This window comes from Psychrobacter sp. AOP30-A2-5, assembly GCF_052378115.1.
GTDB lineage: Bacteria > Pseudomonadota > Gammaproteobacteria > Pseudomonadales > Moraxellaceae > Psychrobacter.
This window is the reverse complement of the sequence record NZ_JBQSXK010000010.1, coordinates 72,530-84,950: the sequence shown is the minus strand read 5'-3', so window position 1 is coordinate 84,950 and position 12,421 is coordinate 72,530. Positions and strand designations below refer to the sequence as shown.

General features: G+C 43.1%; 11 protein-coding genes. 3 read left to right on the top strand and 8 right to left on the bottom strand.

Features of this window, described 5'->3' with window-relative positions:
- Positions 1-2: 2 nt before the first annotated feature.
- From ACT3S4_RS08895 to erpA, 4 genes are all read right to left on the bottom strand, one after another.
- On the bottom strand, positions 3-674 hold the full coding sequence (locus ACT3S4_RS08895) for a copper resistance protein NlpE N-terminal domain-containing protein (RefSeq protein ID WP_444760891.1): 672 nt from the start codon (positions 672-674) through the stop codon (positions 3-5).
- Positions 675-1,129: 455 nt separating this feature from the next.
- On the bottom strand, positions 1,130-1,657 hold the full coding sequence (locus ACT3S4_RS08890) for a disulfide bond formation protein B (RefSeq protein ID WP_045454815.1): 528 nt from the start codon (positions 1,655-1,657) through the stop codon (positions 1,130-1,132).
- Positions 1,658-1,747: 90 nt separating this feature from the next.
- Positions 1,748-3,322: a glutamate--cysteine ligase gene (gene gshA, locus ACT3S4_RS08885; protein WP_201615142.1), complete on the bottom strand. Its 1,575-nt coding sequence runs from the start codon at positions 3,320-3,322 to the stop codon at positions 1,748-1,750.
- A gap of 349 nt (positions 3,323-3,671) precedes the next feature.
- The gene (erpA, locus tag ACT3S4_RS08880) at positions 3,672-4,052 is read right to left on the bottom strand and encodes an iron-sulfur cluster insertion protein ErpA (RefSeq protein WP_045443732.1); all 381 of its coding nucleotides are present in this window, start codon (positions 4,050-4,052) and stop codon (positions 3,672-3,674) included.
- A gap of 467 nt (positions 4,053-4,519) precedes the next feature.
- Here erpA and ACT3S4_RS08875 point away from each other — a divergent pair, with 467 nt between their 5' ends.
- Complete coding sequence (locus ACT3S4_RS08875) at positions 4,520-6,541, top strand: ABC-F family ATP-binding cassette domain-containing protein (RefSeq protein ID WP_444760890.1); 2,022 nt, start codon at positions 4,520-4,522, stop codon at positions 6,539-6,541.
- A 111-nt stretch (positions 6,542-6,652) separates the two neighbouring features.
- Here ACT3S4_RS08875 and ACT3S4_RS08870 read toward each other — a convergent pair whose 3' ends face one another.
- Complete coding sequence (locus ACT3S4_RS08870) at positions 6,653-7,015, bottom strand: septal ring lytic transglycosylase RlpA family protein (RefSeq protein WP_045442968.1); 363 nt, start codon at positions 7,013-7,015, stop codon at positions 6,653-6,655.
- 572 nt (positions 7,016-7,587) lie between these two features.
- Between ACT3S4_RS08870 and ACT3S4_RS08865 the strand changes: the two genes are divergently transcribed.
- Positions 7,588-8,571: a DnaJ C-terminal domain-containing protein gene (locus tag ACT3S4_RS08865; RefSeq protein ID WP_045442971.1), complete on the top strand. Its 984-nt coding sequence runs from the start codon at positions 7,588-7,590 to the stop codon at positions 8,569-8,571.
- A gap of 92 nt (positions 8,572-8,663) precedes the next feature.
- Positions 8,664-8,987, top strand: a complete 324-nt coding sequence (locus ACT3S4_RS08860; RefSeq protein ID WP_060490155.1) for a chaperone modulator CbpM — start codon at positions 8,664-8,666, stop codon at positions 8,985-8,987.
- Between the two features lie 92 nt (positions 8,988-9,079).
- On the opposite strand, the gene sstT (ACT3S4_RS08855) is transcribed toward ACT3S4_RS08860, so the two are convergent.
- The 3 genes from sstT (ACT3S4_RS08855) to ACT3S4_RS08845 form a co-directional block, all read right to left on the bottom strand.
- Entirely contained in the window at positions 9,080-10,282 is a 1,203-nt protein-coding gene (gene sstT, locus ACT3S4_RS08855; protein WP_055123716.1) for a serine/threonine transporter SstT, read from the bottom strand.
- A 208-nt stretch (positions 10,283-10,490) separates the two neighbouring features.
- On the bottom strand, positions 10,491-11,693 hold the full coding sequence (gene sstT, locus ACT3S4_RS08850; protein ID WP_109590541.1) for a serine/threonine transporter SstT: 1,203 nt from the start codon (positions 11,691-11,693) through the stop codon (positions 10,491-10,493).
- Positions 11,694-11,906: 213 nt separating this feature from the next.
- The gene (locus tag ACT3S4_RS08845) at positions 11,907-12,395 is read right to left on the bottom strand and encodes a DNA polymerase III subunit chi (protein ID WP_109590543.1); all 489 of its coding nucleotides are present in this window, start codon (positions 12,393-12,395) and stop codon (positions 11,907-11,909) included.
- Positions 12,396-12,421: the final 26 nt, after the last annotated feature.

Genomic DNA, 12,421 nt, shown 5'->3' with positions numbered 1-12,421 from the left:
TATTATTTACGCGACAGGGTGTAGTCATTGTTAGGTTTTTTATGTTCATCCATTAAGACAAGATGATTGTCTTGAATATGATACGCTTCAATGTTTTTGTCTTCATAGACAATCGTAATCATATCATTGTCTTGACGATAAACACCAGGCTCAAACAGGGGTACATTCGGCATTTCGGGATTGTTATCTATACTGGTTTTTAGCACTGAACCATCAGCGAACAAATTCAATGTAATATCAGTGCTATCACAAGATTTACAGGGTACCATGCCACCATAATCGCCCATTAACGTGGCTTGTAACGTGCCATTACCCGGCTCTGAGCGTGTCAGCGATTGATGGGGATATGCACCGTTACTCGATTGGGCAGCCGCAATCAGCGATTGTCCTTCTGACACTCTATCTAGCTCACTACCCGCATTTAATAGATTGGTCTCTGACAAGTTCTCTGCGCTAGCTTGTGCGCTGTTCTCTTCTACATGATCGATAGGGGCGACCTTAGTCGTCATAGCTTTATCGCCGCTAGACGAGGTACTATCACAGCCGATGAGCAGCACACAGAGGGGCAGCGCTAGCAAACAACGACCACCGCGTTTGAGGATAGTTAGCGTGTTAGAACAAGTAGGCAAAAAATATATCATGGTCACACCAAAAAACAGTTTTTTAATAGTCATTCCAAAGATTACCGACACTATCGACAACTCAATACGTTGTCAAAAAGGAAAGATAATAGGAAGGATAAATGTTTAAATTAGAGTAGAAGACTACGAGACTACAAGTGCCATTTGAGGCTAGGCGGCGAGAAGAAGCTATCGGTAGCCTATCGCCAATCAGTCAACAGTGATGGATATTTAAAACGCTATTTTACCCATCAAAAAGCAAATAAACTGTGTCAAGATATCAAAGGTTAAAGATATCTCTGTGGCCTTTTTGTTATGATAGGTTTAGCCATGAGCTAAGAATAATGGTTTAACGTTGATAGGTATGACGAACCAAAATTATCGGAGATATTTAATAGTGGCTCATTAAAGAACAGACGTTTAGTAATAAATACGCCTGTTCGTTTGGAAAAATGGATATAGCAAAAACTAAGGATATAGCAAAAAGCAACGTAGGGGCTAATTCGCTATCAAGCAAGGCGGCTAGGGGCAACAGGTCGTAAAATACGCCATAATATCAACCCGTGTACCACCAATAGCAGACTAAATAGAATCAAAGATTGTTCAGGAATGCTCAGTCCCATAAATGTCCACTCAACAGAGGCACATTCGCCAGAGCCCGCAAAAACTTCTTTAAATACTTGCAAAATCGGTAGCGTATCTAACCAATAATCCAGCCCCGGACCACAAGAAGGTACTTGATCGGCAGGTAGATGCTGTAGCCAAACATGTCGTCCAGCCACGGCGGTCGCCCAACCGATACCTGCTAAGCTACCAAGCCACAATACCAGTCTAACGGCCTTAGATTTAGGATTGAATAATGCCGCTATCAAAGCAAAACTGCCCATGATTATGAGGCCAATACGCTGAAAAATACACAATGGGCAAGGCGAAAATCCCATATAGCGCTGTAAGAAAAACAGCGCAAAACTCATACCTATTACGGCTATTATCACCAAAAATATTTGCAAATTGCGGTAAGTGGTCAGCTTTAGCATCGGGCAGTTACTCTTATAAAGTAGTCATCTATACACGTTAAGTGGTGGTCAGAACTCAGAAAACAAAACTCAGAACTCAGCAATCATAGCTTAGCGATATTGCTGTAAAAATTCCATAAAATCTTCCGTTTCGGCTTTTTCAATCTCAGCTTGCTGTAATATCGATTTTTCTGCCAACACTTCATATTTGGCTTGGGTGTTTGGGCTAAGCGTTTGCTGTAATAAAGACTCACGATGCTGCTGCGCCAAGGTAAAGCCAAGCTGCCATAAGCTGCCTAAACGCTGACTATCAGAGTTTACTTGTGCTGAAATAGTCGATTCAGAATGTCCTGCTTTGCCTTGCATTAACGCGACTGCTGCACGGTAATCGTTGCCGCCATAATGCGCATCAAGTAGCGCGGCAAGTGGTTGCATACGTTCTAAATGCACCAGCATCCAGCTCTCAAGCAGTTGCTCTTCGCCGTTGTTTATAATGTGTAAGCCTTCGCGGCGACCTTCGTTTACCACGCGCTCAAGATTGATGGCTAAGGTCTCTTCTTCCTCAGGTAATAGATCAGGTGAGTCGCTCAGCAGACAGTACAGCGCCATGACCTCTAAGAAACAGGCGCTAGATAGACGAATACCGACATCGCTATAAGGGTCTAGATCGATTGCACGGAACTCAACATAGGCGATACCACGGCGCTCTAATGCTTCGGTCGGTGTCTCGCCGCTCATCGCAATTTGTTTGGGACGAATAGGGCTATAGTATTCATTTTCTATTTGTAAAATATGATTGTTGATTTGGATAGGGTTGCCATCGGCATCATCCAAGCCAAGCTTGGCAAAGCTTTCGTGCGGAGTCTGAATCGCACGGCGCAGTCCATCGACATACTCTGGCAGATAGTTATAACGAATATCGAGCTGTTCTTGCACACTATTGGTATAACCAAGCTTGCCCATACGTAGGCTGGTGGCAGCAGGCTTATAATAGGTTGAGTCGTTTAGCAGCTCTAAATCATGCTCACGACCAGCTAAGAAACAAGGACAAACGCTAGGGCTAGCACCCAGTAAATACAGTACCAAACTGGTCAGCCGCTTAAAGTTACGGATAAGCCCTAAGTACTTTTCGTTTTTAAATTCTGTCAGCGTTTGCGCTTGTGCAGCAGGCATTTCAGCTTGCCAGACTTCAAATAACCCGTCGCCAAAAGACAAGTTATAATGCAAACCTGCAATCGTTTGCATGCGCCGACCATAGCGGATACCAAGCCCACTACGGTATAGCGTCTTGAGCTTACCCGTATTAGAGCTGCCATAATCAGCCAGTGGGATGTCTTCATCATTCGATGACAGCATACAAGGCATAGACAGCGGCCACATCAGTTCACCTTCAGGCATGGCTTGATAGACCAGTACGTGCAACTGACGCAGCATGTTTAGCGTCTCTTTTGGTGAGGTTTTGGGGTCAGTAATTAGCTCAAGTAGGCTTTCTGAATAATCAGTTGTGATAAACGGATGGGTGAGCTTTGAGCCAAGTTTGGCTGGATGCGGCGTCTGAGCCAAGTAGCCATCGGGTCTTACGCGCAGACCTTCTTTTTCGATACCGCGGAGCATGCCCGTTAAATGCTTGCTATCAAACCAATTAGGAATGTCAAAATTCACAAAGCTACTCGCAAAATTACTCATAATAGTCATCTATTGTTATTTATTATGGCGGATCAAAACACGACTGGCGTTTGACCATAATGAAGGTAAATATTGGATTAAGAATGCCGTCAGTTTAGCTCAAAGCTGCCCTGAAAACCACGGACAATTACAAATACGATAAGCTTTACAGGCGCTCATTCATCTTGATTTTAATAGGTATTTCAATAAAAAAATTTATGAACAGCGCGTTACTGTTTTCTAAAAAACGCATAAAACAAGAAGCATCTACCTACGAGATAGATGCTTCAAAAGTACGACGTTAAGCGGTTTATGATAGCGTTGACTAACGAGGAAGGTATCTTGATCAAAAGTCATGCGTCTCGCCAACTTAAATAGAGAAGGATGAGCCACAGCCACACGTGGTGGTGGCATTTGGATTGGTGACGATAAAGCGTGCGCCCTCTAACCCCTCAGTATAGTCAACGGTAGAGCCTTGTAAATACTGATAGCTTAGTGAATCGACGACCAAGGTTACATCGTCATTGTCAAAATTGGCATCGTCTTCATTGAGCTCATTGGCGAAGTTAAAGCCGTAAGAAAAACCTGAGCAGCCGCCGCCCGTCACATAGACACGTAACATCAGATCGCTGTCGCCTTCTTCTTCACGTAGACGTCGCACCTTTTGTGCGGCGCTATCGGTTAAGCTTAAAACAGTTGGGTCTACTGGCTGGCTGGCGCTTGGATTAAATTGGTTGGCTGATTCGTTCATATCTACCTCAGTTGCTAGGATCAAATGCGGTCGTCCAGTTAGGGTTTGCAATGAAATAGTTGCAAATAAAGATACGCACGGCGTTTGATTCAATTGGGTGCTGTTATTATGGCGCTGCTATTGGTACGACTAATGGCGCATTATAAATATGATATCTGTGTCATTACAACGATTTGGTTGATAACGGGCACTTATCTCATCGCAGTATATCATAATGGGGGTATTGATTCGTTTGTCAAGAGTGACGCTACTGGCTGAAGGTGGCTGATTGATACTAGCGGTTATTATCCCCATAAACTCATGCTAAGAGAAAGACTTTTTGTGCGAATAAACACTTGGTTTTGAAATAGTTATTTAATCGTTTGCCTATGGGGCAAGCGTTTGAAATAATAGCCGCCAGTTAACATGCCAGATGTGTGTTTTTTATTGCCTTATATTTTATATTACTGTTGAGTTGAAGAGATTATATGATCGAATTTAAAGACGTTGGTGTTCGCCGTGATGGTCGTGAGTTGTTTGCAGGGGCAAGCTTCCAGCTACATCCGGGCCACAAAGTTGGCTTGACGGGCAACAACGGCACCGGCAAATCTACCTTATTTGCCTTATTGTTGACGCGAATGGGCAGAGGAGATACCGAGGTCACGCTTGATAGAGGTGAAGTCAGTATTCCTGATAGCTGGCATGTGGCACACATGGCTCAGGAAGTCGGCGCTACGACGCAGTCTGCGATTGATTATGTATTAAGCGGTGATGAGCAGTGGTATGAGATTAATGCTTTTTTGAATGATTTGAGTAGCGTCAGTGATGAGCAGATCGGGGTATTGCATCAGCAGTTCGATGAAATTGATGGCTATCGCACACCGACTAAAGCGGCACAAATCATGGCAGGTCTTGGTTTTAATACCAGCCAGCATGAATTGCCAGTAGAAGGGTTTTCGGGTGGTTGGCGCATGCGTTTGAATCTCGCCAAAACCTTGATGAGCCGTGCGGACTTAATGTTACTCGATGAGCCGACCAATCATTTGGATTTGGATGCAATTTTGTGGCTTGAGACTTGGATCAATGCCTATACTGGTCTGGTTATCGTCATCTCGCATGACCAAGCTTTTTTGGATGCCACGGTCGGTCATATCTTACATGTCGAACAACAAAAAATCACCCTTTATACCGGTAATTATCAGCAGTTTATTCGCACCCGTCACGAGCGTATGGCGCAGCAGCAGCAAGCCTTTGAAAAACAAGAAGCGACTAAGGCACATTTGGATGACTTTATTCGTCGTTTCCGTGCCAAAGCCAGTAAGGCTAAGCAAGCACAAAGCCGTATCAAGCAGCTTGAGCGCATGGCTGAGCTGTCACCGATGATGGCGGACAACCCGTTCTCTTTCCGCTTTTATGAGCCAGCAAATATGAGCTCACCACTGATTGAGCTGACCAAAGCGGATATTGGCTATAGCGATACGCCACTTCTATATAATGCCAATGTGCAAGTAACGCCGGATACGCGTCTTGGCTTGCTAGGTATGAATGGCGCTGGTAAGTCGACCTTAATTAAAGCCTTAGTCGGTGAGCTTGGCGTATTAACAGGGACGTATCGTGTTTCGGATACCCTAAAATTAGGCTACTTTAACCAGCATCAAATGGATATCTTGGATGCCAAGGCAACACCGATAGAGATGTTGCGTCGTCTAGCCGGTAAAACCTCTGATGCGATGTTACGCTCGTTTTTAGGCAGTTTTGACTTCCGCGGTGAGCGTATCGATACGCCGAGTGAGCTATTCTCTGGTGGCGAGCGTGCGCGTTTGACGCTGGCATTGATTGTTTGGCAACGTCCTAACGTTCTGGTACTCGATGAGCCGACCAACCATTTGGACTTACAAATGCGCCAAGCGTTGACCATCGCCTTGCAAGGATTTGAGGGGGCAGTGGTACTGGTTTCGCATGATCGTGAGTTGATTGCTAACGTCTGTGATGAGCTGTTTTTGGTACATGATGGTCAAATCGAGGAATTCGATGGTGACATCAGCGACTACGGTAAGTGGCTGGCAGAAAAGCGTAAGCAAGAGAACTCATCAGATAAAAGTACCAGTAAGAAGAAAAGCAAAAAAGAGAGTAAGAAATTCGTTTCACGTGAAACGGATAAGGGTCAAGTGAGTAATAAAGCACCTAATAATTCATCAAAAAGTAAAGCGACGACGCCTACGCTTAGTAAAGATGCGCAGCGCAAATTGGCGGCTGAACAACGCAAACTCACCGCGCCTATTCGCCGTGAGATAGAAGAAATAGAAAAAGCATTGGCTAAAATTGATGGACAGCTCGTGACGCTTGAAGAAAAACTGGCTGATACGGATTTGTACGAAGAAGGTCGCAAGTCTGATTTGCTTTTATTACTTAACGAGCAAACGGCATTGCAGCAGCAGCACAGTGACAATGAAGAAAAACTATTGCTTTTGATGACGACATTAGAAGAAATGGAAGCGGGTTTTGAGTAGAGAGCTGTTCGCTATAGTAAATAGTAGGTTTTGATTGTTTTTTAAGCTATTTTTACTTGATTGAGACAGTCACAAAAAAGGGAGAGCGCTGGCTCTCCCTTTTTTATTACGTTATTCCTTACGGTATTTACCATCACCATAAGACAGTATTTCCATTGTGGTCGTACATAACTGACAGTTTATTTGACCAGCAGCGGCTTTCGATAAATCCAAAATACGACCCCGAATGAAAGGGCCTCTATCGGTAATTTTTACGATTACACTCTGCTTTGTCTTCTTGTTGGTCACTTGTACCTTCGTACCAAACGGCAACGTGCGATGCGCAGCGGTCAAAGAGTTCATGTTGAAGATACTACCACTAGCAGTGCGTTTACCGTGGAACTGACTACCGTAATAACTGGTGTTTCCAGCAAAAACGGTGGTACTCAGCAATAGTGATAATGTGATAACCAAAGACTTGATTAAATAAGACATTTAATACCTTTAAGCAATTTATAAAATAGACAGATACACTTGCCTATGTTATTCATACTCCCTATGAGTATAAATAATATATTCATTTTACAACACATACTTTGTCATATTCTTACGGTTCTGTAAAAGAACTACCAAGGTCAAAATGCTCATTTAGGCACGCTAGCTAGTGAATACCAGTGATCTGTATGTAATTGTTTTAAATAATGATTTACATTGTTAATGGTATTTTTGGCTTGACTCTCTATTTTTTCATTAGGGCGAGTGTTAAATTGATATGACGTCTGTGGTTATCAAAGAATAATAATGTCAGAATCATAGAGAAATATGCCAATGCAGTGACAAAGGCGAATCATAATGTATTAAGTGCTTCAAACAACTTAAACACTGCTGTTGTTCGGCACTATTACTGGTAATATTTGTATAACGGTATTGAATTTTTGTATTACTATCATTATTAGATAGACTATCGTTACCACCTGTTATGTCGCAGTTGAATAAATTTCCGTACCATATCGTTTAAAATGGGCATACCAGTATCATTAACATGCTTTTATGTTGAGGACAAAAACATGGCAGAGAAAAATTACTATGACATTTTAGGGGTCAAAAAAGACGCGTCAGCTGCAGATATTAAAAAAAGATACCGTAAGCTTGTGCGTCAATATCACCCTGATGTGAGCGATGATCCAGATGCAGACAATAAGATTGCTGAGATTAATAATGCTTACGAAACCATTAGAGATAAAGAAAAGCGTGCCGAATATGACGCCATGCTAGACAATCCCTTTGCTGGTCAAAGTGGTGGTTTTGGTGGTCAATCTGCAAGTGGCGGGCAAGGCGGCTATCGCTGGGAAGATATCAAAGATCAGTTTGGTGAAGGCGAAGCTTATGGCGATGGTGGCTTCCGCTTCGATGACATCTTTTCGGCATTTGGTCGTGGTGCACGTGGTTCAGCTGGTGGACAATCGCAGCGTGGTGGTTTTGGCTCGCAAGATAGCAAAGGTCAAGATCAACATGCAGAGATTACGGTTGATTTGGCGTCCGTTTATAATGGCGACGACTACAGCATTAAGTTGAATGTCCCTATTCGTCAACCGAATGGCAGTGTCGAGTATGACAACAAAACGCTGAAAATTAAAATCCCTAAAGGCATTACTGATGGCAAGCAAATTCGCCTAGCAGGGCAAGGTGCCGCTGGTATTGGTGGCGGTAAAAACGGCGATTTATTTTTAAAAGTAAAAATCCGTCATGCAGACAATATCCGTATCGAAGGCGCTGATGTTTATCAAACCGTCAATATAGCGCCATGGGAAGCGGCGTTGGGTGAAAAAATCAACGTCAGTACGCCAGCTGGTACGCTTGCTGTGACTGTGCCTAAGAACAGCAAGTCTGGTAGCAATTTACGTCTAAAAGGTAAAGGTATCCCTGCTAAGCAAGCGGGTGATTTGTATCTAACCTTAAACATCGTGAACCCTGATATTAGCACTGAGGCTGCGACCCAAGCTTATGAGCAACTAAAACAAGCCTTTGCCGATATCAATATTAGTCGTTAATGGCCACCAAAAATTACTCACATTGAAACACTGTAATAGAGATGAAGACCATACGATAACGATGAAATAAAGAGCAAACGAGGATAATAGCTATGAAACACTCGCCTGAATTTACCGACATTATCATGAGCTTGGATGAGCTGGTATCTGCCTGTGGCCAAGAGCGCCAATGGGTCATCGAATTGATTGAAGAGGACATCATCGAATATGATGTGCCGGAACGTGAGCAGTTCACTGGTTATCAGCTGACGACAGTGCGCCGTGCCTCGCGCCTTAGCCGCGACTTTGAAGCCAGTGTTCCTGCGATTGGCTTGATACTTGAGTTATTGGATGAGCTCGAACAATTACGCCAATTTAAACGCCAATTAGATATGCAGACACCAGTGATTGAAATTGAAATCGATCCTTTAAAATAACTTATATCCCTTTTATTCAGTATATAAAAAATCAGCACAAAAAAAGGGTCTCTAAAATGAGACCCTTTTTTTACAAATAATATATTTAGCGTTTAACGCGCATATTTTGGATCAGCTGCTGCGGTAAACAGTACATCCGTTGAAGAGTTCAACGCCGTTTCTGCCGAATCCTGTATCACACCAATAATAAAGCCAATCGCAACCACTTGCATAGCGATATCGTTTGGAATACTAAATAAGCTCGCTGCCAATGGTATAAGCAATAATGAACCACCAGCGACACCAGAGGCACCGCAAGCACTAATGGTTGCAACCAAACTGAGTAGCAGTGCTGAGGCAAAGGTCACTTCAATACCGAGTGTATGCGCGGCTGCAAGCGTTAAGACGTTAATTGTAATCGCCGCGCCTGCCATATTAATGGTCGCACCCAGTGGAATTGTTACCGAATAAGTATCTTCGTGTAGACCCAGTTTGCGGGCAAGGTTCATATTGACGGGAATATTGGCAGCCGAGCTACGCGTAAAGAATGCGGTAATCCCTGACTCACGCAAGCATTTGAATACTAGCGGATAAGGGTTTTTGCCCGTTTTGATCAGTACAATAATAGGATTAGCAATCAAAGCGATAAATAACATACAACCGACCAGTACCATCAAAATACGCGCATAACCTGCCAAAGCCGCAAAGCCTGTCTCAGCGACGGTGTTGGCAACCAAACCCAATATACCAAAAGGTGCTAGGGCAATGACCCACTTCACCACTTGGGAGATGGCGTCAGAAAAATCACCGACCACAGTGCGTGTGGTATCACTGGCTTGACGCAGGGCGAAACCGATGATAATTGCCCACGCTAATATACCAATATAGTTGGCTTCAGCGATGGCATTAACTGGGTTTGCGACCAGATTTAGCAGTAGATTGGTCAGTACTTCTTTGAGGTTGGCTGGTGGGACTTGCTCAATTGTGGCGTTGACCAATACCAGTTCTGTCGGAAATAAAAAGCTCGCGCCAACTGCCGTTAGTGCGGCTAAAAAAGTGCCAAACATATACATGATAAGCACAGGCTTGACGTAGACTTCATTACCGCTGCGATGTTGGCTAATGGCCGCCATGACCAACACAAATACCAGTATGGGTGCAACGGCTTTTAGTGCTCCTACAAATAAGGTACCCAACAATCCTAAGGCAATACCGATATCTGGTGCCAACCAACCTATCAATACTCCCGCTATCAAACCGATAATAATAAGTGGTACTAGACCAATGCGCTTATACATCGCAAAAAATGAATACATCCTTACCCCGACAATCTAATGAATAATAAAAGAGATCAAGCCATTTTATGTTTTTTGCTTTACTAGTCTCATACTCATATAAAGCTAAGATTCGTAAAACAGAATAAAAATGGGTAAAGTATAACCAAAAAAAGGGCAGTTAAGCCCTTTTTTATTTTTATACCTATCAATCAAGGTGATTGGTTCGTTATTGTTAGCTCAAGTGACATTAGCGTGCATATTTTGGATCAGCAGCGGCAGTAAACAAGACGTCTGTTGATGAGTTCAATGCGGTCTCTGCGGAGTCTTGCAGCACACTAATAATAAAGCCAATAGCCACCACTTGTAGCGCAATATCATCAGGAATATTGAATAAACTGGCCGCCAAAGGAATGAGTAGTAATGAGCCACCAGCGACGCCAGAGGTACCGCCAGCACTGATTGTAGCGACTATACTTAGCAGTAATGCTGAGCCAAAGGTCACTTCAATACCGAGTGTATTCGCGGCTGCAAGGGTTAACACATTAATAGTAATAGCGGCACCTGCCATATTAATAGTGGCGCCTAATGGCAGGGTGACTGAATAAGTATTTTCATGTAACCCTAATTTGCTAGCAAGGTTCATATTGATAGGAATATTGGCAGCAGAGCTACGGGTAAAAAACGCAGTAATACCAGATTCGCGTAAGCAGGTGAATACCAGTGGATAAGGGTTTTTACCCGTTTTTAAGTATACGAGGAGAGGGTTAGTCACCAAAGCAATAAACAACATACAGCCTATCAATACTAGCAAAATTCGTGCATAGCCCAATAACGCAGTAAAGCCAGTATCAGCAACGGTATTGGCGACTAATCCCAAAATACCAAAAGGTGCTAGTGCGATGACCCATTTGACTACTTTTGAGATGGCATCTGCAATGTCATTGACAGTGCTGCGAGTCGTCTCGCCAGCTTGTCGTAGCGCAATACCCATAATAACGGCCCAAGCTAATATACCGATATAATTAGCATTGGCTAGGGCAGCAACTGGATTGGCGACGAGACTGAGTAATAAATTGTTCAATACTTCTTTTAAGTTTGCTGGCGGTACTTGCTCGATGGTCGCATTCACTAACGTCAATTCGGTTGGGAATAAAAAGCTGGCACCAACAGCGACCAAAGCGGCTATAAAAGTGCCTATCAGATATAAAAACAGCACCGGTTTTACATAGACCTTATTCCCGCTACGATGTTGACAGATAGCAGCCATCACTAAAAAAAATACCAGTATAGGGGCAACAGCTTTTAGGGCACCTACGAACAGAGTCCCCAAAATACCTAAGGCAATACCCACACTTGGCGCCAGCCATCCTATCAAAGTACCTAGTACTAAGCCGATAACAATCAGCGTTACCAATCCGATTCGTTGGTACATCGCTATTAATGAATGCATTTTTACCCCTTTAGTCCATTTGGAAATAAATATTAGCTTAACAATCGTTAGCTTAACGACCGAAGGATGTTAGCATTTTTTGTGATAAGCGCCTACTGACAGATTTTATGAAGCAGTAGGCAATAACGTACTTATAAGCCTCTAAGAATTTTAAAAGTCAAAATTTAAGCATAAAAAAACGCCATGACTGGCGTTTGATTTTGCAATAGAAGACTAAACTTTGAAATGGGTAAGCTCATACCCTAATTGCTGGTAATGCTTATATTTAGCGCGTCCTGCCTCAGTGCTGACCGTATCAGGTTTGATAAGCTCTAAAATACGAGTGGGCAATGTATTGCTGGTAGCATTTATAAAGTTATTAACGGGACGTATCGTAGTATTGAGTACGATCCCTTTAAAATCGGCTGGCATATAGCTGGCAAGCAACACTGGTGCTAATAATTGATTATTAATATCAGTATGAACACCGTCAATATCAGCGCTTTCAAGATTAGAATCTAAAAGGCGTTGATGCGGTATAAAGCTCGTATCGTCTTGTGCCCAAAGGGCTTCATCAAGCGTCGACAGCAATGCATCGTCTTTTTCGATAAGAATCAATAACGACTGGCTGCTTTTATTGAGCGCCGTCTGGGTCAGCTGACAAATAAAGCCCAAGAAATCTTGGGCTTTATTCTCAGTTAATACATAAAAGCTAACTTTCATAGAGTGGTTTTCATTGAGTGATGATT